Origin of the sequence: Haloplanus vescus (genome assembly GCF_900107665.1) — an archaeon.
Lineage (GTDB): Archaea > Halobacteriota > Halobacteria > Halobacteriales > Haloferacaceae > Haloplanus > Haloplanus vescus.
Window position 1 is genome coordinate 152,477 of the sequence record NZ_FNQT01000001.1, and the last position, 19,234, is coordinate 171,710.

Here is a 19,234-nt window from a genome sequence, read left to right on the forward strand (position 1 = left end):
CGTCTCAGACTGCCTCTCGGCCCAACCGCTCGATAGTCTCTCCGAACACGTCGATGGCGATGCGGATGGTCTCCTCGTCCACGTCGAAGGTCGGGGTGTGGTGGCCGCCGGGGTGGTCGGTGCCGATGCAGACGAACGAGGCGAGGCCGCCCCGCTCTTGGACGTGTCGCATCAGGTAGGTGGCGTCCTCGCTTCCGCCGAGGCTGTCGGTGTCGAGGACGCTGTCGACGCCGGGCGTCGCTTCGGCGACGGCGCCGACGACTGCGGCGAGTTCGTCGTCGCTCTCACCGCTCGGCGCTCGCCCCCCGCCGGTCACCGACACCTCGCAGTCGTGCATGTCCGCGGCGGTCCGGAGGATTCGCTGGGCATGGTCGTCCATGTACTCCATGAGGTCGGTCGTCTCGCCGCGCACCTCGCCCTCGATGAACGCCTCCTCGGGGACGATATTCGAGGCGGTGCCGCCGCCGACGAGACCGGCGTTGACGCGCGTCGCGCCGTCGTGGTTGCGGGGAATCGAGTAGAGGTTCTGAATCGCCGCCGCCATCGCCTGCACGGCGTTGCGGCCGCGTTCCGGATGGCCGCCCGCGTGGGCGGACGCGCCCGAGAACTCGGCCCGGAAGTGGCGCACCGCGAGGAAGCCGTCGACGCCGGCGACGACTTCGCCGGTCGGGTGGTCGAGACCGACGTGGAGTGCGAGGAGGTAGTCTACGTCGTCTAAGTGGCCACCTTTCGCCATGGGTTCGCCGCCGGAGACGGTCTCCTCGCTGGGCTGGAAGAACACCTTGAGCGTGCCCGAGAAGTCGCTTTCGAGGATGGCGTCGATGACGCCGATGCCGACGGTGGCGTGGGCGTCGTGCCCGCAGGCGTGCATGAACCCCTCGTTCTCGGAGCGGAAGCCGTCGGCGGCGGGGCGGTGTGACGGGTCGTCGGCCTCCGTGATGGGGAGGGCGTCGATGTCGACGCGGACGCCCACGGTCGGTCCCGGGCCCTGTTCGAGGACGGCGACGAGGCCGGTGTAGCCGCCCGTGAGGCGGTCGAGTACGTCCTCGCGCGCCCCGGCGTCGCGGGCGCGAGCCAGCCACGCGTCGAGTTCGTCCTCGTCGGGGACGCCCCGTCGCTCGTCGGCGAGCACCTCGGGACCGACGTAGAGGGCGTCGAGCGGCCGTTTTTCCAGTTCGTCGACGAGGCGTGCGGTGGTGTAGAACTCGCGCCACGCGGGTTCGGGGTGGCGGTGGAGGTCACGGCGAAGGTCGAGCAAGTCGTCGGCGACGCTCATGCTCCGGACACGCGTCGCGGTCGGCATAAGTTGTCGCCCGCATATTCCGGTTCCTTTTACTCGGTTCGGACGGGATACGGGACTGAAAATGAGTGAACACGACCTCCCCGACGAACCGGCCGACACGTCGCGTGTCGAGTTTTACGGTGGGCGAGGCCTGAGTGCGCTGCCCCTCGCGATATTCATCGTGTGGGCCATCGTCCAGAGTGGCCTCCTCGGCATCGGCGACACGTCCGGTCTCGTCATCGGCATGCTCGTCGGCCTCATCGTCGGCATGCTGTTCGTAAAGGGCAACTGGAAGACCTACGCCGACGTCATCTTCGACGGGATGACCCAACGGGTGGCGGCCACGGCAGTCGTGGCATGGCTCTGGGCCGGGATGTTCGCCGACACGATTCAGGCCGGTGGCTTCGTCGACGGCCTCGTGTGGGCTGCCGCCGCCGCCGACGTGGGCGCCGCGCTCTTCCCCGCACTGACCTTCATCTTCGCCGCCCTCCTCGCGACGGGCATCGGCACCGGCTACGGCACCGCCGTCGCCTTCACGAGCCTCGTCTTCCCGGCGGGCGTCCTCCTCGGCGCCGACCCCGTTCTCCTGTTCGGCGCCATCCTCTCCGGCGCCGTCTTCGGGGACAACCTCGCGCCCGTCTCCGACACCACCATCGTCAGCGCCGTGACGCAGGACGCCGACATCGGCGGCGTCGTCGCCTCGCGGTTCAAGTACGCCCTTGTGGCCGCTATCTTCGCGCTCGCGAGCTACGTCGTCGCCGGACAGGCGATGGCGGGCGAACCACTCGACGTGGGCGCGCAGGCCACCTCGGGCGTCGGCCCCCTCGGCCTCGCGCACCTGCTCTCCATCGTGGTCGTCATCGGCACCGCGGTGCAGGGCCGACACATCATCGAGGCGATTTCGTGGGGGCTGATGGTCTCCATCGCGCTCAACCTCGTCCTCGGTCTCGCCCCGGCGTCGGCGATGCTCGTCTTCCGCTCGACGTCCGAGTCGGGCATCGCGGCGGCGCTCAACGGCCTGCCCGTCTTCGGCGCGCTCGTCGAGGTGGCGCCCGACGCCACCAGCACGGTCGGCGGGAGCCTCTACACCGGGGCGCTCGGCTTCTTCCCGCTCATCGTCCTCGTCTTGCTCATCGTCGGCGCCGCGGAGGTCATGCGCGCCGGCGGTGGCTTCGCCGCCATCGAGGAGTGGCTCTTGGCAAACGTCGCGACGACTGTCCGCCGCGCGGAGACGACGATGGTCATCGGCACCGCCCTCGTCAACGCGACCATCACCATCAACACCGCGGCCGAAATCGCCATCGCACCGTTCATCCGCACCCTCGGTGAGCGGTTCAACATCAACGGCTACCGCCGCGCGAACATCCTCGACGCAAACACCTCCGCGCTCGGGTACATCTTCCCGTGGGGCGGGGGCGTGCTCGCGGGCTACGCCGCCATGGTCCAGCTCCCTCAGCAGTTCGACTGGTTCACCGAGGCGATGCTCGCCAACCCCGCCGCCGTCTGGCCGTACGTCTTCCACGGCTGGTTCCTCGTCGCCGTCTTCCTGCTCGCGGCGTGGACCGGCTACGGCCTCGAATACGTCCCGGACCGGCAGAGTGAGGAGGTGGCTCGCGTATGAACTTCCGCAAACTCTTCGCCGGACTCACCTTCCGGACGAACAAGCCCACCTACGACGCTGGCGACGAACTCACGGCCTTCGTCACGGGCTACGCGGAGGGCGTGGCGCGAGTCCGCATCGGCGACACGGTCATCACGCTGCCCGACGCGCAGTCGGGACTGACCGACCAGCTCGTCAAGATTCGCGTCACCGAGTTCGATGACGCGGATGCGACGGGGCAGGCAGAACTGCTGGACGTCCTCGATAGAAGCGAGTAGCAGCGATTCTCGTCGGCGCGGCCCTACTCCTGTCGGTGGCCGAGCGGTTTCTTACGGTCGACTTCGATTTCGACGTGGACGTGGTCCGGGAACTCCATGTGGCCGACCCGGCCCGCCACCTCGTCGTTCCCGTGAATCTCCATGTGCCGCGTGTAGGTGGTGTAATCCCACGGCTGGAACTGGTCGCCGGGGGCGAGCGAGCGGTACTGTGGAACGGTGAGTCGTTGGGGCTGGGAAGAGTGGGGTCCCTTGCATTCGGCGCCCTTGCGTTCGACCATGTCCTTGATGTCGCCCACGAGGGACTCGAGGGCGTCCCGGTCGCCGCTCTGGAAGCTGAGTTTGGTGACGAAGGCCATCGTTACCCTCCTCTGCGCGCTCGATGCCCAAAAACACATCCGTCCGGCCGCGCCCGCTTCCTTGTAATCTTTATACGTTGTGACCGTTTACTGCCGGTAATGACGGTCGAAGCGACTAGCGCTGGAGCCATCCTCTTCCGCGACACCCGCGGCCACCGGGAGTACCTCCTCCTGAAGAGCCGTCCGGGGGACTGGGAGTTCCCCAAAGGCGGGGTCGAAGGCGACGAGGAGCTCCAGCAGACTGCGATCAGAGAAGTGAGCGAGGAAGCCGGCATCGAGGATTTCCGACTCATCGACGGCTTCCGGAAGGAGTACGACTACGTCTTCGAGGCCGGTGGCGACACCATCCACAAGACGGTCCACCTGTTCATCGCCCGGTCGTTCGAGGCGAGCGCCGAGCTCTCGAACGAGCACCGCGACCTGCAGTGGCGCGACTACGACCAGGCCATCAACACCATCACGCAGGACGGCCCCCGTGAAATCCTCGAAGACGCCCACGACTATCTCGACGACCTCGTCGCCGAAGTCGACGATGGTGACGGCGAGCGAACGTATCTCGGGTAGGCCGTGACCTTCGGACCTGCGCCGCGGGGTCGTCGCGACCCATGACCGCCCCCGGCGACGCCGAGTTCGGCTTCGAACTCGTCACCTGTCGGTGGGCCGAGCGCGCGTGGCCGCCCGACCGCGAGACGGACGCCGTCCCCGTCGTCGCGCGTCAACTCGGCACTCAGCGGCGGCGCTGGGACACCGTCGTCGTCGAAGCCGACCCCGACGCTCTCGCCGCCCGCGCCGCCTTCGGTGCGGACACACTCGACTCCGACCTCCTCCACATCGTCCGCAACGCGCCCGCCGAATGGGCGTGGTATCGCGATGCGCTCCCCGACCCGGGCTATCCGTGGCGGTACGTCCGCGCGGCGATTCACCGCGCCGCCGACCGCGGCGTCGTCGAGAAACGCCGCGACGGCAACCGCATCCAGATTCGACAAATTGCACCGTACCCCGACTGGGTTCGGCGCATCGTCGCCATCGAGAACAAACCCGACTTGGACGCCAGCGCGGCGCGAGCGCTCGCCGACCAACTCGACCACGACGTGTCGACGGCCCTCGCCGACGAGGTGTGGGTCGCCACCGAGGCGACGGGGGCGGCGGTCGAACCCGCCTTGCTCGAAGACCTCCCCGTCGAAGCGGGCGTTCTGGCGCTCGAATTCGACGGTGACGGCGTCGCCGACGACACCGTCGCGTGGCACCCGGCGTCGCTCGACCCGACGACGGACACGTCGCTCTCGGCTGAGGAGAAGGCGGAAAAGCGCCTCGAAATCGCCGAGCGAGCCTACGGGTCGGGCTGGCGGTCGTACGTCGAGACGATGCGCCCGGACTGTCGGTGGTTCGAACTCCGCGAGGTCCACGACGCCTTCGTCCCATGGTGTGCGGCGAAGGAGACACACCCGACCGCGGCGGAGTGTTCGGGCTCCTGTCCGGAGTTCCAGCCCGAACCGCCAGCGTGGCGGACGCGAGGGTGGCCCATCGAGGGGGGGCCGGGGAAGGGAATCAAGCGCCTGCTGGCCCGGCGGCGACGCGACCGGCGTTAGACGACTTCGACGTCTACGTCGTCGCGCTCGACGGCGAGTTTGAACGTCGGGACGGTTCGGTAGACGGCTTCGACGACGCCCTTGCGCCGGAGGCTCTGGAGCGCTTCGCGGACGGCGTCGACGTCGGGGTCGGCGTCGAAGGCCTCGCGGACCTTCTGGAGCACGCTCACGACGCTCTCGGCTCGGTCGTCGGGGCCAGCGACCACCTCGAACACCTGCGCTTCGAGTTCGGGGACGCGGATTATCTGCGGGCCGTCCTCGCCGCCCTCCATGCCGGGTTCGACGCCCGTGACCTCGGCGGCCTCGGGCGTCGCGCAGATGTAGCTGTTCTCGTTCCGGTAGTAGTAGTCGCTGAGATGCTCTTCGAGATAGCCGTGGACTTCGCTGCCGCTCTCCATCTCCCACCGCTCCTGTAGTTCCTTGTTCTTCGTCGGCTGGAGGCGGACGATGTCCGCCAGCCGGTCGCGCTCCGCTGCCGACAGTGTCATGGGCGGGCGATTCACGCCACCACCATATCGGTGTTCCGCTCCGCCCCGAACGTTTACCCCGGTGGCTGTTCTCGCTCTCTCCATGTCCACCGTCACGCTCGATATCGCCGACGGCATCGCCCGACTCACGGTCGACCGCCCCGACGCGCTGAACGCGATGAACACGGCGACGCTCGACGAAATCGAGGCCGCCATCGCGACGGCCGAAGACGAAGACGCGCGCGTCCTGATTCTCACCGGCGCGGGCGACGACGCCTTCATCGCCGGCGCCGACATCGACTACATGAAGGAGTTCTCGACGCCCGAGGCGCTCGAATACGCCGAGCGCGGGCAGGGTGTCGTCCGCGACATCCAGTCGTTCCCCGGCGTCACCATCGCCGCCATCAACGGCTACGCCTTCGGCGGCGGCTGTGAGTTCGCGCTGGCCTGTGACCTGCGGGTGGCGAGCGAGCGAGCCGTCATCGGCCAGACCGAAATCGACCTCGGCATCATCCCCGGGTGGGGCGGCACCCAACTCCTCCAGCGTCTCGTCCCCGACGAGACGGCGCGGCGCCTCATCTTCTTCGGCGAGCGTCTCGACGCCAGCGACGCCCACGAGCAGGGACTGGTCGGCGAGGTGGTCGCCCACGACGAACTGTACGACCACGTCGACGAACTGGCGGTCGAGCTGGCCGAGAAGCCGCGTCACGCCCTCTACGCCGCGAAAGAGGCGCTCAACGCCTACCACGAGACGGGTGGCGAGGGCGCGATGACCGTCGAGCGCCGCGCGTGGAGCGGCCTGTTCGGCACGGCAGACCAGCGCGAGGGGATGGCGGCCTTCGTCGAGAAGCGCGACCCGGACTTCGAGTAGCTACCAGAGCCTCGCGTCGGGGTCGCCCGTCTCGGCCACCTGTGAACTCACGACGACGAGCGCCAGCGCCGCGAGCGCACCCGCCGCGAGGAAGGGGACGGCGAAGCCGAAGCGTTCGAGATAGCCGGAGGCCAGCGGGCCGATGGCGACGCCGAGGCCGAACGCCATCGTCAGCACCGAGAGCGTCGTCCCCGATTCTCCCTCGCGGGCGAGGTCGCCGGCGACGGCGAGCGACGGGGCGAACACGAGGGCGACGGCGACGCCGAGCACGAACCGGGTGAGCGTCATCAGCGCGGGCGTGAGGACGTACCCCTGTGCAATCGTCGCGGGGACGAGCAGACAGAAGCCGGCGAGGATGAACGGGCGACGGCCGTAGCGGTCGGCGCCGTGCCCGACCGGAATTTGGAAGGCGACGTTCGCGAGCGTCACGGCGCCGAACTGGACGCCGAACCAGAGCGTGCCCTGTCCGAGGCGGTCGTTGATGCGCCCCTCGAGCGTGGCGAACATGGCGATGCAGATGCCCATGGCGACGGTGCCGAGGCCCAGCGCGAACACCGGGTCGAGCAGGCCGTCGTCGCCGCGGACGGTTATCGAGAGGTCGTCGCTCGCCTCCGCCTCGGCCCGGTCGGGGTCGGAGACGAACGCCCAGACGGTCAGAAAGCTGACCGCCGCGCCCGCGACGGCGACGCCGAAGGCGGCGTCGAAGCCGTACCCTTCCACGACGAGGCCCGCGACGATGGGGCCGAAGCCGAAGCCAATCAGGCGGAACGTGTTGAACACGCCGAAGTTGCTCCCGCGGTCACGGCTGGTCGCGAGTTCGTTCACCAGCGCCACCGTACACGGGATGGTGAAGGCGGCGCCAACGCCCTGCAAGACACGGAGGAGGACGACCAGCCAGTACGAGGAGACGAACGCGTACGCCCCGCTGGCGGCGCCGAGCAAGAGCAGACCGAAGAGGATGAACGCCCGGCGACGACCGGTCCGGTCGGAGAGTCGGCCGGTGAACGGCTGGGAGAAACTGTTGAGGAAGCCAAAGAGCGAGAGGACGAGGCCGACGAGCAGGTATTCGGAGACGATCAGCGAGCGGCCGAGGAGGGTCAATCGCGTCCCGACGAGTCCCTCGATGGGTATCTGTCCGCTGGCGATGTAGAGCGGGAGGACGACGATGAGAAAGGAATTACCGATGGCGTCGGCCATCCGCGCCAAGCCCAGTGCGACGACCCGACGGTCCATATCCAGCGCGACCATCTATCTGACAGGTTTCCCACACACGCCCATCACGGTTACGTTCGGCGAACGCGCGCTGCAACCATCTCTAAGTGGGGCGGGGTCCAACCGTGTGTCATGAGCGAACGCGTAAAGCTGAGCCGGGTCGAATCCGAGTTCGAGAAACTCGACTATCCGGTGACTCGTGACGACGCAGCCTCCGAATTCATCGACGTGACCGTAACGTTCGCCGACGGCGAGGCGAATCTCGGCGAACTCGTCTCCGAGATGGGGAGCGACGCCTTCCACGGCCCGGACGAACTGTATGCGGAACTCCAGAACGTGCTTCCGGTCGAAGCGGTGGGCGAACCCGGCCAGTCCGACGGCGACGCGTAACGGGCGACTGTCTGACGGCGTTCGGCCGCTCCCACGGTATCCGTGGGTTAAAGAGAATCCAGCCTCTCGGTTCGAGTCAGAATGAAGTTCTGCGACGAATGCGGGTCGATGATGCAGACGGAGGACGACACGTGGGTCTGTACGCAGTGTGGCTACGAAGAGGGCCGCGATGCTGCCGACGAGGCCGACATGGTCACCACACAGGGGCAGGAAGAGTCGGAGATTATCGAATCCAGCGGTGGCACCAGCGGCCTCCCCACGACGACTGCCCAGTGCCCCAACTGCGACAACGACGAAGCCTACTGGTACATGCAACAGATTCGCGCAGCCGACGAGTCTGAGACGCGCTTTTTCGTCTGCACCGAGTGCGAACACAAGTGGCGCGAAGACGACCACTGACGCTGCCGGTCACGCCCGGAGGCCTCACCGAAGCGTCGCGTCGACGTACTCTGCCGCCGTCTGTCTCGCTGTCTCCAGCGCCACCGCTTCGTCGAGCACCACCGCACGGGTCCGGGCGCCGTCGACGATAGTCATCAGCGCCCGCGAGACGTGGTCGGCGTCCACGTCCGCGAACACCCCTTCGTCGATGCCGCGGTCGATTGCCGCTTCGAGCATGTGGCGGATGTACTCGTCGTTCTGCTGGAAGCGGTCCGCGAACGCGTCCTTGTACGGTGCCTGACTCCGCATCTCCAGCATCGCGATGAGCAGGTCCGAGTTCGACTTCGGACTGACGAGCAGTCGGTCGAGTAGGAGTTCGAGTCGGTCCTCGGGGTCGGTTGTCTCCACCGCTCGTACCGACTCGACGAACCGGTCGAGCAGGTAATCGAGGAAGGCCGCTAGCAGTTCCTCTTTCGTGTCGTAGTGGTAGTGCAACGCCGCCGTCGACTTGCCGTACTCGTCGGCGATGCGTTGCATCGTGAGGTCGGCGTAGCCGTGGTCGCGCAGCGCCCGGTGTGTCGCCTCCATGATCTCCCTGTCGGCGTCAGAGACGGGCGGCTCCGATGCCCCGGTCATACCTCGGCCCATTCGCCTCGCTCGGATAACGGTTGTGACGCGCTGGGGATGCGAATATCGAGACCGTCGGTACTCGGTCACACACGGCCACGGAGCGCGATATTACGCCCCACACAAGCCTTTTGACTGACTGGTTAGTAAGTCCGATACGCACACGATGAACGACACGCCCTCTGACCTGCTGGACGCGGGCGGCCGAACGCTCGGCCACTCCGACCACGCGGGTCGTCGACGCGGCGCCGTCCGACGCGTCGCCCACGAGGTGACGCCATGACGCTCGGCGGACGCCTCCGCTCTCTGTTCGCGACGCCCGAGGACTTGGACCTCACCAGTGGCGACATCGGTCGGCCGCTCTTGTTGCTCTCGCTCCCCATCGTCGTCACGAACCTCTTTCAGACGGCGTACAACCTCGCCGACACCTTCTGGCTCGGCCAGTACGGCACCGACGCGCTCGCAGCCATCAGTTTCGCCTTCCCGCTCGTCTTCCTCGTCATCTCGCTCGGGATGGGTGTCTCCGTCGCCGGGAGCGTCCTCGTCGCGCAGTACACCGGCGCCGACGAACGCGAAGAGGCCGAGTACGCGGCGTCACAGACGATGACGTTCGCACTCCTCGTCTCGGGTCTGCTCGGCGTCGCTGGCTACTTCGCCGTCGACGAACTCCTCGGCCTCCTCGGCGCTTCGCCCTCCGTCCTCCCTCTCGCCACCCGCTACATGGAAGTCGTCATGCTCGGCATGCCCTTTATGTTCGGCTTCTTCGTCTTCGTCGCCCTCATGCGCGGGTACGGGGACACGGTCACGCCGATGCTCGTCATGTTCGGCTCTGTCGTCCTCAACATCGCCATCGACCCGTTCCTCATCTTCGGGTGGACCGTCGTCGAGAACGCACCCCTCGTCGGCACCGTCGCCTTCCCCCGCATGGGCATCGAGGGCGCGGCCATCGCCACCGTCTTCTCGCGCGGCCTCGCCCTCCTCGTCGGCCTCTGGGTCATGTTCCGTGGCACTCGCGGTGTCCGCATCCGCCTCCGCGACATGGTCCCCGACACGACCTACCTCCGACGCCTCGCCACCATCGGCCTGCCCGCCTCCATCGAGGGGACGGGCCGCGCGCTGTCGATGAACCTTCTCCTCGTCGTCGTCGCGCTCTTTCCGGACACGGTCGTCGCCGGCTACGGCATCGGAACGCGCGTCTTCTCCGTCGTCTTCCTCCCCGCCATCGCCGTCGCGCGCGGCGTCGAGACCATGACCGGGCAGAACATCGGCGCCAACGAACCCGACCGCGCTGGACGGGCCGCCGACCTCGCCGCGAAGGTGCTGTTCGCCGTCCTCACCGCGGCGGGCATCGTCATCTGGCTCGCGGCCGCCCCCATCGCTGATCTGTTCACCACCGACCCCGCGGTGGTCGACGTGGCCACGCAGTTCCTCCGGTACGTCGCGCTCACCTTCGGCTTCATCGGCGTCATGCGCGCCTACACCGGAAGTTTCCGCGGCGCTGGCGAGACGCTGACCGCCGCGGCCATCTCCGTCCTGATGCTCGGCGTCATTCGCTTCCCCATCGCGTGGGTCGCGGCGCCGATACTCGGCCCAGCCGGCATCTGGGTCGCGTTCGCGCTCTCGAACGTCCTCGGCGCGACCATCGCCTACGTGTGGTATCGCCGCGGGACGTGGCGCGACGGCGACGCGTCGGCATCGGTCCCCGCCGACGCCTCCACCGGCGGCAGCTAATTCGCGGACCAACATATATGAGCGCCGCGACCCCGTAGTGGTCGCTATGGTCGCGCCGCCGTCCGTCGCCGCCGCGCTCGACGACTGGGAACGCGTGAGCGACGCGACGGAGACGCTCTTCTCGGCCGGCGGCGTCACCGTCGAGGCCCGGATACAGGTGTACGAAGACGACGGCCTGCGGACGACAGTCCGGGAACAGACGGGCGTCGACCGCTCGTGGCGGTTCTTCCTCGCCGCTCGTTTGGACCTCTCGCCGTCACCGCCGACGACCGGCGCGCTCCGACGATTCGTCGCCTCGCAGGCGAGTCGCGGATTCGCCGACCGCCTCGAAGACAGGGGGTTCGAGGCCGTCGACCGCGTCGAGAGCCGTTCGCTCCGCGTCGGCGACGCCGACGCTCGCCTGTTTCGCTACGACGCCCGCTGTCGCGTCGCGGACCTCGACCTCTCAGTCGACAGCTGGCTCGCCGTGTGGGCGCCAGACCGGACGTTCCGCCTCGCTGGCGGCGCGTATCCGACTGGTGTCGACGGCGACGGTGCCACGGCCGACGCCCTTGGAGACTGTCTCGACCCATCGACGTTTCGGGCGACGCTGTTCGAGTTGATTCGCGCGACCGACTGATACTGTCGGCTGTAAGTCAATACAGATATTCGGCACCCCCCGGGGTGCCGACTGTCTTGAATCAGTTACGGCCAACGGTATACGTCCACTCGGTCAGCGCGGTGAGGAGGAGGCCACCGGGTGCGACCGAGAACGGGGCGACGCCGAGTGCCCGTCCGAGCGGTCCCGCACGACTGCCGGGCGTCGCCCGGGCGACGCTCCGGCCGCGGACGCGAACGTCGAGCGTCACGTCGGCCGTCAGGAGGCGTTCGAGTGGCGCCCCTGTCCCAGTCTCGAGCGCTCGGACCGCGGCGAGCGACGGGGCGTCGACAACGACGAGGTCACCGTATCCGCGAATCGACACCGACGCGTCGTCGACGGTCAGCGTCAGGTCCGCGAAGACGTCCAGTGGCTCGCTCACTCGTCGTCGTCTCTGTCACGGGTCCGGATGCGGACGGTGCCGTCGAGTCGCCACTGGGCGTGGTCGGCGTCGGGTCCCATTCGGTCCGGCACCCGTATCTCCAGGTCGTCGAACTCGTAGGTTATCTCGGCGCCTCGTCCGGTGAGACGCTCGTAGAGGCCGACGGCCAGTTCGGGCCACGTTCGCACGTCGTCGATGTTCGCGCCGCGCTCCCGGCTCATGGGTCGCGATTCGACGGCCATCCACTTATAGCGTCGGTCGCCGGGAGTCACTCCCAGCGCGCGACGGTGAGAAAGCCGGTGTGGCCCACGCCGCGAGTGTCGGGGCGCGAGCCACGCTCGTCGAACTGCATCTCGCGTTGAATCGTCTCGTGGGTCGTCACGTCGGTCAGCCCCGCCTCGCGCGCCGCCTCGGCGGCCGCGCGCGACCCCTCGACGAACGGGGAGTAGACGACGGCGAACCCGCCGCTTACGAGGAGGTCGGGCGCGTGCCGGACCACCTCGGGCGCGTCCTCGGTGTCGAGCGTCAGGAGGTCGAACGCCTCCGACGCGAGTTCGTCGAGCTCGTCGCGCACGTCGCCGGTTCGCACGTCGACGGTGTCCTCGACCTCCGCGAGGTGCATGTTCTCTCGCGCTACCTCCGCGAACGCCGAATCCTGTTCGTAGGTCACCACCTCGGCGTCGATGCGGCCGAGATAGGCGGCGAGGACGCCCGTCCCCGTCCCCGCGTCGAGGACGCGGTCACCCGCCGCGGCGCCCGTGAAGCCGACGACGAGACCGATGTCGCGGGGCATCATCGGCGCGCCCGTGCGCTCGAAATGCTCGAACAGGTCCGGGCCGCGCGGCTCTCGGACGACGAACTCCTCGCCGAGATGCGTCTCCAGGCGCTGGCCGGGTTCGACGTCTTCGGGGACCGTGAGCACGCCGAGGTCGGTCTGCAGTTCCTCGCCGGGCGCCCGGAGGTACTCCCGGTCGCCGCGGACCAGGAGAATCACTCGAGTCGGGCGATGGCTGCCGCCAGGTCGCCGTCCTCCGCTTCCAGCGCCTCGCGTGCCGCGTCCGTGCTCACGCCGGCACGGGTCGCGACGAGTTCGACGTCGTCGTCGGGGATGCCGGCGTCGCCGCTCTCGGTTGCGGCCTCACTCTCGTCACCGCTCTCGACGGCGCTCGCGCCGCCCGCGTCGCGGTGTTCGGGTTTGCCGACGACCTGATACGTTTCTTGCCCCTGCGCGTCCATGCGCGTCACCTGCGCGTCGGAGAAGACGAGCTCCTCGTCCTCGGTCCGAATCACGACCTCTTCGGCATCGAGCTCCGTCACGTCGATGCCCATCTGTTTCATCATCTGTTTCATCTTTCGCGGGTTCATACCGCCGCCACCAAACATAGGTCGTCGGTGGGTGTGCGTCGGCAAAAGGATGGCGAAGGGCCGTGGACTACACGTGGGCTTTCGGTAGCAGGTCCTCGAAGCGCTGGTCGTCGAGCCAGTCACAGAGCTGGCAGAGCTGGTCGACCGCTTCCTCGAACATCTGCGCGCCTTTCTCGGCCGTGGCGTCTGTTTGGTCGCCTAAGACGCCGTTCGCCGTATTATCGGCAGCATCGTAGAACGTACGCGACCCGAATTTCACGGTGCCGGCTGCATCGACGCTCGCAACGCCTCCATCTCTCGCGTCTTCCAGACGGTCCTCACGGACCAGGTCCGACCTGAGGTGCTGAATCATCGCCGTCTCCTTCGGCCCGCCGTGGGGCCCGTTCTGCTCGAAGAGGTCGTCGACGAGCTCGGGGATGCTGTCGTTCCACATCCACTCGATAGCGTACATCGTCTCGTCGTCGCGGAGGCGACGCCCGACTTCGCGGAGGTGGTCGACGTTGCCGCCGTGGGCGTTGACGTAGACGACGCGGTCGATGCCGTGATACGCGAGGTTGCGCGTGAACGATTCGACGTAATCGCGGAAGACGGGTGCGTCGACCCACATCGTCCCGTTGAACTGGCGGTGGTGGGGGCTGACGCCGACGTTGATGGTCGGCGTGCAGAGGTAGCCGGTTCGCTCCGCGGCCTCGCGGGCGAACGCCTCCGCGATGAGGTGGTCGGTCGCCAGCGGGAGGTGCGGGCCGTGCTGTTCGGTCGAACCGAGCGGCACGAGCGCCACGGATTCGTCGGCGAAGTAGTCGCCCAGTTCGGGCCACGTCTCGTCAGCGATGTACATCCTACCCGTGTTCGAGGGGGCACACCCTTCAATCGTGCCACTCGCAGTGCGATGGGGCGTGGATGCCGCGTTCAGCCGTCGAGGCCGCCGTCCGTCGACGTGCGTGCGCCTGTCGCTCCGGTCGCGTCGGTCGCGTCCGCCGAGACTGTCCGGGCGTCGGCCGTGAACTGATCGAGCAGTTCCTGAAGCGAGTCGGCTTGCTCCGTGAGCGCCTGTGCGCTCTGCGAGACGTCCGCGAGCGTCGAGGTCTGTTCTTCCGCCGCTGCGGAGACGTTTGCCGCCTCCGCGCTCGACTGGTCGGCGACGCGTTCGACCTCGTCGAGCATCGAGACTACGTCGGTGGTCGAAGTGGCCTGATCGTCCGTCGCTTCGCTGATCTCCCGGACTCCCGTGTGGAGGTCCCCGACGTGATCGGCCACCTCGTCGAGGGAGGTGAGCGCCTCGTCGATGGTTTTGGCGCCGTGTTCGACGCCCTCACCCATCGCCTGCATGTCGTCGACAGCGCTGTTCGCGGATGCTTGCACGTCTGTAATCCGGCGATCGATTCGTTCGGTGGCGTCGGCAGCCTCGCCGGCGAGCGACTTGATCTCGTCCGCGACGACGGCGAAGCCGTCGCCGTCCACGTCGGCGCGGGCGGCCTCGATGGAGGCGTTCAGCGCTAGCATGTTGGTCTGCTCGGCGATATCCGCGATCAACTCGACGATTTCGCTGATCTCGTCGATCTCCTCGGCCAGCGACACGACTTCGTCGACCGTCTCGTCGGTTCGGGTTTGAATCTGAGCCAGTTCGTCGATAGCGTCCGTAGCCGCATCGCTCCCGGACTCGCTGACCTCGGCGGCGCGGTCGGCGGTCGACGCCACTTCGTCGGCCGACGACGCTACTTCCTCGATGGCGCCCGAGAGGCTCTGCATCTCGCCCGAAATCTCCGTGAGCCGTTCGTCCTGTCGTTCGGCGCCCGCCGACACCTCTTGAATCGACTCGCTCACTTCGGCGCTCGCGCTCCGGACTTCCTCGGTGCTCGCGGTCACCTGCTGGCTCGCAGTCGCCACCTCGTCGGCGAACGACCGAATCCGGCTTAGCGTTCCCTCCATCTCCGCCATCATATCGTTGAACGACTCGGCGATTGTCTCCATCGCTGCACTCCGGCTATCCGTGTCCATCCGTTGAGTCAGATCGCCGTCGGCAGCCGCCGCCATCGTCTCGCCGAACGTCTCGGCTGTGGCCTCCAGGTCGTCGTTCAGGTCTTCCACCTCGCGGCGTGCCGCCTCGGCGTTCTGCTTTGCCTCCGTGGCCTCGCGTTGGGCACGCTCCACGTCGTCGCTCATGCGGTCGATGGTTTCGCCGAACGTGCCCGGCACCTCCTGATCGAGCACCGGCGCGTCGAACCGTTGCTCCGCGAGCGCTTCGGCCTGCGCCGCGACTGTCGAGAGATACGCCTGCATCTCGGCGAACGCGGCCGTCATCTCACCGATCTCGTCCTCACGGTCAGACGATTCGACCTCGACATCGAGGTTCCCCTGCGCGATGGCCTGTGCGCTCTCGGTGAGGCGATCCAGCGCCGTCGCCGTATCGCGTCCGAGCGTGAGGCCGATCAGAAGGAAGCCGGCGAGCGAGATGCCGATGAGCGTCAGGAAATCACGCTTGATGACGCCGGCAAGCGCGTACGCCTCCGACCGCGGCATGTGTGTGACGACGACCCAGTCGGTTCCCTTGACGGGTGCGTAGCCGACGACGAGGTTCTGACCGGGCATGTCCATCACGCCTACCTCCCCGTTCCGTGCCCTCTGGATGTGCCCGTCTCCGTACTGATACGATTCGAACGCCGTCTCCTCGTTCTGGGCGAACTCAACGATGCCGTGACTATCGACCACCTGCGTGAAACTTGACTCGCTCGGCGTTCGGAATTTGTCGGCGCGCTCCCGGGCGTTCGCGGTCAGCACGATAGCCCGATCCGTCCCCTCGATCCGACTGAGGAACGCGACCACTTCGGTGTCGTCTTGTTTGTACGCCTTGGAGACTGCAACGGCCGAGGGGTCGTCCATCTCGGGCGACCCGCGTGCCCACGTCACCCCGGATATTGTCATGCCCACCCGGTCGTCGTCGGTGCTCTCGACAATCTGCCGAGAGTTGAGGTCGACGTAGTGAATCGCCCGCATCGACTCGAACTGCTCGAGTTCGTTGTCGAGCGTCGAGTCGATGCGCTCCCGGTCGCCGGATCGAACCGTCTCGAACTGGGAGAGCAAGCGTGTCTTCTCGCTGCTGCGGTTCAGCCACTCGCTGACTGCGTCGGCCTCCAGCCCGGCAATCGTTCGCAGTTCGTTCTGTCGTTCGTGGTGGATTTCCTCTGTCACCTCTCCGTGGAAGAAGTACCCGGCGCCGGACACGACGACCAACACGATTGCGACGATAGCCGCGAACTGTTTCAGATAACTATCCCGAACGAACGACGGCAGGAATCTCATTCACATCCCCCTCTACTGGACTCAGCACACCGTCCCCGATTCCGAATTCTACGGCTCTTCATATACCCCCGATTTCAACGATAGTATAAAGAGAGCAGGTTGCGGTTATCAATCGAGAGATTGGGAAGAGGCGTTCAGCCTCTGCCCGTTCCACCAGTCAGGCGCTCCCGACGGCGCTCGAACTCCTCCTCGTCGAGGTCGCCGGCAGCGTACCGCTCACGGAGGATGGCCAGTGCCCCGTCCTCGCCGCCCTCGCCCTCCCGGATGGCCACGTAGACCGCTGCGGCGACGAGGGCGACGACGGCGAGGGCAAACAGGAGGGTGAGTAGCCAGCCACCGCCCATCCCGAAGCCGGCGTCCATGCCTCCCATTCCGGCGCCGGTGCCCCAGTGATGGCCGCCGCCATGCGGGCCGTGACCGGGGCCGTGCGGTCCCGGCTGCCACTGTGCGACGGGTCGGTCGAGGCGTGTGGGTGTGGGAAGTTGCATCGTCGTCACCTCACGTGAGGATACGGCCCCCGCATCCCTCCCAGTTGTGCCGAGTCCCAGCGGCTGGGAATCGCGGGCCGACAGTATAAGTCGGCGGCGGCCGTCGGCTGAGCCATGTTCGACCCCGACGACCTCGACGCGATCCGCGAGGCGAAAGCCGAGTGGGAGGCCGAGACGTACGGGCCGACCGTGGATCGGTTCGGGGAGCGAAAGGAGACGTTCACCACCGACACCGGCGGGCAGGAGGTAGCCCCGCTCTACACGCCCGCCGACGTGGCTGACCTCGATTACGAGTCGGATATCGGCTTCCCGGGCGAGGAACCGTACACCCGCGGCGTCTACTCGACGATGCACCGCGGGCGCCTGTGGACGATGCGCCAGTACGCGGGCATGGGCACCGCTGCCGAGACCAACGAGCGCTTCAACTACCTGCTCGACGAGGGGCAGACCGGCCTGTCGATGGCCTTCGACCTGCCGACGCAGATGGGCTACGACTCCGACGCGACGATGGCCGCGGGCGAAGTCGGGAAGTCCGGCGTCGCCATCGACTCGCTTCGGGACATGGAGACGGTGTTCGACGGCATTCCGCTCGACGAGGTGTCGACGAGCATGACAATCAACGCGCCGGCGGCCATCCTGCTGGCGATGTACGTCGCCATCGGTGACCAGCAGGGCGTGCCTCGCGACGAACTCCGGGGCACCATCCAGAACGACATCATGAAGGAGTACATCGCCCGCAATCTCTACATCTACCCACCTGAGCCATCGATGCGGCTCATCACCGATATCTTCGAGTTCTGTGCCACGGAGATACCGAATTTCAACACCATCTCAATCTCGGGCTATCACATCCGCGAGGCGGGGTCGACGGCCGCTCAGGAGATTGCCTTCACCCTCGGCAACGGCATCGAGTACGTGAACGCCGCGCTCGACGCCGGCCTCGCTGTCGATGACTTCGCCCCACAGCTCTCGTTTTTCTTCAACGCCCACAACAACATCTTCGAGGAGGTGGCGAAGTTCCGGGCGGCCCGGCGGATGTGGGCCCAGATTATGGACGACCGCTTCGGCGCCGAGAACCCCAAATCCAAACAGCTCAAGTTCCACGCCCAAACCGGCGGGTCGACGCTCACCGCCCAACAGATAGACAACAACGTCGTCCGCGTCGCGTATCAGGCACTCGCGGCCGTCCTCGGCGGCACCCAGAGCCTCCACACCAACGGCAAAGACGAGGCGCTGGCGCTGCCGACGGAACAGAGCGTTCGCACGGCGCTTCGCACCCAGCAGATTCTCGCGCACGAATCCGGCGCCGCCGACACCATCGACCCGCTGGCCGGGAGTTACTACGTCGAATCGCTGACCGACGAGTTGGAGGCAGAGGCGTTCGACCTCTTGGACGAAATCGACCAGCGCGGCGGGATGCTCGACGCGGTGAAGTCCCAGTGGGTGCAGGGACAGATTCAGGACGTAGCGTTCGACCGCCAGCAGGAGATAGAAGAAGGCGAGCGCGTCATCGTCGGCGTCAACGAGTATCAGGTCGACGAGGACCCCGAAGTCGACTTGGAGGAGGTGACCGAGGAAGACGAGCGCCGACAGGTCGAGCGCTTGGAGACGGTGCGCGAGGAGCGCGACGACGAGGCCGTCGAGGCGGCGCTGGCGACCCTCCGCGAGACGGCACAGGGCGACGACAACCTCCTCCCGCCCATCGTTGACGCGGTCAAGGCGTACGCCACCGTCGGCGAGATATCGAACGTCCTCCGCGACGAGTTCGGCGAGTATCGGCCCGGTCGGTGACGCCCGCAGTCACTCGTCCGCGGCGCTCGGGTGGACGGTCAACACGGGCACGTCGAGCGTTCGGACGACGCGTTCGGTGACGCTCCCGAGGATGGCGTGTTCGACGCCCGTCCGTCCGTGGGTGCCCATCACCACGAGGTCGGCATCGACCTCCTCGGCGTACGCTCGGATGCACTCGTCGGGGACGCCGAGGCGGACGGCTTCGACGGCGGGGACGCCGGCGCGCTCCGCTCGGTCGAGGACCGCCGCGGTCGGGTCCACGTCGGATTCCTCGACCAGTGCGACCGCCTCGTCGTGGTCCATGTCGCTGTCGACGGGACTCATCCGCACGTCGACGACGTAGAGGGCGTGTACGGTCGCACCGTGTGTCGCCGCGAGGTTAACGGCGTGGGCCGCCGCAGCGACCGACCCCTCGCTGCCGTCGGTCGGCACCAGAATCGTCTCGTACATGTCTCGTCCCGACGCGGGGGGCGGCCTTGAAGGTGAATGG

23 protein-coding genes are annotated in these 19,234 nt (G+C 67.3%); 10 read left to right on the forward strand and 13 right to left on the reverse strand.

Annotation, left to right across the window (positions count from 1 at the left end; genetic code table 11):
- Positions 1–4: 4 nt before the first annotated feature.
- A complete protein-coding gene (locus tag BLU18_RS00830; RefSeq protein ID WP_092633546.1) occupies positions 5–1,276 on the reverse strand; it encodes an amidohydrolase in 1,272 nt (423 codons plus the stop codon).
- 88 nt (positions 1,277–1,364) lie between these two features.
- Here BLU18_RS00830 and BLU18_RS00835 point away from each other — a divergent pair, with 88 nt between their 5' ends.
- Both BLU18_RS00835 and BLU18_RS00840 read left to right on the forward strand, forming a co-directional pair.
- On the forward strand, positions 1,365–2,903 hold the full coding sequence (locus BLU18_RS00835; RefSeq protein ID WP_092630001.1) for a Na+/H+ antiporter NhaC family protein: 1,539 nt from the start codon (positions 1,365–1,367) through the stop codon (positions 2,901–2,903).
- Positions 2,900–3,160 (forward strand): DUF7513 family protein, encoded by a 261-nt coding sequence (locus tag BLU18_RS00840; RefSeq protein ID WP_092630004.1) that lies wholly within the window; start codon positions 2,900–2,902, stop codon positions 3,158–3,160. The genes BLU18_RS00835 and BLU18_RS00840 overlap by 4 nt, the downstream gene beginning before the upstream one ends.
- 23 nt (positions 3,161–3,183) lie before the next feature.
- Here BLU18_RS00840 and BLU18_RS00845 read toward each other — a convergent pair whose 3' ends face one another.
- On the reverse strand, positions 3,184–3,516 hold the full coding sequence (locus tag BLU18_RS00845; RefSeq protein ID WP_092630007.1) for an uS10/mL48 family ribosomal protein: 333 nt from the start codon (positions 3,514–3,516) through the stop codon (positions 3,184–3,186).
- 99 nt (positions 3,517–3,615) lie between these two features.
- Between BLU18_RS00845 and BLU18_RS00850 the strand changes: the two genes are divergently transcribed.
- Together BLU18_RS00850 and BLU18_RS00855 are read left to right on the forward strand one after the other, a co-directional pair.
- Positions 3,616–4,080, forward strand: a complete 465-nt coding sequence (locus tag BLU18_RS00850) for a bis(5'-nucleosyl)-tetraphosphatase (protein WP_092630010.1) — start codon at positions 3,616–3,618, stop codon at positions 4,078–4,080.
- A 41-nt stretch (positions 4,081–4,121) separates the two neighbouring features.
- Complete coding sequence (locus BLU18_RS00855) at positions 4,122–5,105, forward strand: DUF5787 family protein (RefSeq protein ID WP_092630013.1); 984 nt, start codon at positions 4,122–4,124, stop codon at positions 5,103–5,105.
- Here the strand turns inward: BLU18_RS00855 and BLU18_RS00860 are convergent.
- Positions 5,102–5,593, reverse strand: a complete 492-nt coding sequence (locus BLU18_RS00860; protein WP_092630016.1) for a DUF5797 family protein — start codon at positions 5,591–5,593, stop codon at positions 5,102–5,104. The two genes, BLU18_RS00855 and BLU18_RS00860, sit on opposite strands and share 4 nt — an antisense overlap.
- An 82-nt stretch (positions 5,594–5,675) precedes the next feature.
- On the opposite strand from BLU18_RS00860, the gene BLU18_RS00865 reads away from it, so the two are divergent.
- Positions 5,676–6,443 (forward strand): enoyl-CoA hydratase/isomerase family protein, encoded by a 768-nt coding sequence (locus tag BLU18_RS00865; RefSeq protein ID WP_092630019.1) that lies wholly within the window; start codon positions 5,676–5,678, stop codon positions 6,441–6,443.
- Here BLU18_RS00865 and BLU18_RS00870 read toward each other — a convergent pair whose 3' ends face one another.
- Positions 6,444–7,691: an MFS transporter gene (locus BLU18_RS00870; RefSeq protein ID WP_092630022.1), complete on the reverse strand. Its 1,248-nt coding sequence runs from the start codon at positions 7,689–7,691 to the stop codon at positions 6,444–6,446.
- A gap of 96 nt (positions 7,692–7,787) precedes the next feature.
- On the opposite strand from BLU18_RS00870, the gene BLU18_RS00875 reads away from it, so the two are divergent.
- Complete coding sequence (locus BLU18_RS00875; protein WP_092630025.1) at positions 7,788–8,045, forward strand: DUF5789 family protein; 258 nt, start codon at positions 7,788–7,790, stop codon at positions 8,043–8,045.
- 81 nt (positions 8,046–8,126) lie between these two features.
- Positions 8,127–8,444 (forward strand): transcription factor S, encoded by a 318-nt coding sequence (locus BLU18_RS00880; RefSeq protein ID WP_092630028.1) that lies wholly within the window; start codon positions 8,127–8,129, stop codon positions 8,442–8,444.
- 24 nt (positions 8,445–8,468) lie between these two features.
- On the opposite strand, the gene BLU18_RS00885 is transcribed toward BLU18_RS00880, so the two are convergent.
- The gene (locus BLU18_RS00885; RefSeq protein WP_092630031.1) at positions 8,469–9,059 is read right to left on the reverse strand and encodes a TetR/AcrR family transcriptional regulator; all 591 of its coding nucleotides are present in this window, start codon (positions 9,057–9,059) and stop codon (positions 8,469–8,471) included.
- A gap of 270 nt (positions 9,060–9,329) precedes the next feature.
- On the opposite strand from BLU18_RS00885, the gene BLU18_RS00890 reads away from it, so the two are divergent.
- Positions 9,330–10,781: an MATE family efflux transporter gene (locus tag BLU18_RS00890; RefSeq protein WP_092630034.1), complete on the forward strand. Its 1,452-nt coding sequence runs from the start codon at positions 9,330–9,332 to the stop codon at positions 10,779–10,781.
- Positions 10,782–10,827: 46 nt separating this feature from the next.
- Positions 10,828–11,400 carry a DUF6517 family protein gene (locus tag BLU18_RS00895; protein ID WP_092630037.1) on the forward strand — a complete coding sequence of 191 codons (573 nt, stop codon included), beginning with the start codon at positions 10,828–10,830 and terminating at the stop codon, positions 11,398–11,400.
- A 61-nt stretch (positions 11,401–11,461) separates the two neighbouring features.
- Here BLU18_RS00895 and BLU18_RS00900 read toward each other — a convergent pair whose 3' ends face one another.
- From BLU18_RS00900 to BLU18_RS00930, 7 genes are all read right to left on the reverse strand, one after another.
- Positions 11,462–11,800 carry a hypothetical protein gene (locus BLU18_RS00900; protein ID WP_092630040.1) on the reverse strand — a complete coding sequence of 113 codons (339 nt, stop codon included), beginning with the start codon at positions 11,798–11,800 and terminating at the stop codon, positions 11,462–11,464.
- On the reverse strand, positions 11,797–12,021 hold the full coding sequence (locus tag BLU18_RS00905; RefSeq protein ID WP_092633548.1) for a hypothetical protein: 225 nt from the start codon (positions 12,019–12,021) through the stop codon (positions 11,797–11,799). The genes BLU18_RS00900 and BLU18_RS00905 overlap by 4 nt, the downstream gene beginning before the upstream one ends.
- A 47-nt stretch (positions 12,022–12,068) precedes the next feature.
- Positions 12,069–12,794 (reverse strand): methyltransferase domain-containing protein, encoded by a 726-nt coding sequence (locus tag BLU18_RS00910; protein WP_092630043.1) that lies wholly within the window; start codon positions 12,792–12,794, stop codon positions 12,069–12,071.
- Complete coding sequence (locus tag BLU18_RS00915) at positions 12,791–13,183, reverse strand: nascent polypeptide-associated complex protein (protein WP_092630046.1); 393 nt, start codon at positions 13,181–13,183, stop codon at positions 12,791–12,793. Before BLU18_RS00915 ends, BLU18_RS00910 begins: the two co-directional genes overlap by 4 nt.
- A 49-nt stretch (positions 13,184–13,232) precedes the next feature.
- A complete protein-coding gene (locus tag BLU18_RS00920; RefSeq protein ID WP_092630049.1) occupies positions 13,233–14,003 on the reverse strand; it encodes a creatininase family protein in 771 nt (256 codons plus the stop codon).
- A gap of 71 nt (positions 14,004–14,074) precedes the next feature.
- On the reverse strand, positions 14,075–16,465 hold the full coding sequence (locus tag BLU18_RS00925; protein WP_092630052.1) for a methyl-accepting chemotaxis protein: 2,391 nt from the start codon (positions 16,463–16,465) through the stop codon (positions 14,075–14,077).
- Positions 16,466–16,599: 134 nt separating this feature from the next.
- Positions 16,600–16,953, reverse strand: coding sequence for an SHOCT domain-containing protein (locus tag BLU18_RS00930; RefSeq protein ID WP_092630056.1), 354 nt, complete (start codon positions 16,951–16,953; stop codon positions 16,600–16,602).
- Between the two features lie 114 nt (positions 16,954–17,067).
- Here BLU18_RS00930 and BLU18_RS00935 point away from each other — a divergent pair, with 114 nt between their 5' ends.
- Positions 17,068–18,744 (forward strand): acyl-CoA mutase large subunit family protein, encoded by a 1,677-nt coding sequence (locus tag BLU18_RS00935; protein ID WP_092630059.1) that lies wholly within the window; start codon positions 17,068–17,070, stop codon positions 18,742–18,744.
- A 9-nt stretch (positions 18,745–18,753) separates the two neighbouring features.
- Here BLU18_RS00935 and BLU18_RS00940 read toward each other — a convergent pair whose 3' ends face one another.
- Positions 18,754–19,194, reverse strand: a complete 441-nt coding sequence (locus tag BLU18_RS00940) for a universal stress protein (protein ID WP_092630062.1) — start codon at positions 19,192–19,194, stop codon at positions 18,754–18,756.
- Positions 19,195–19,234 lie beyond the last annotated feature (40 nt).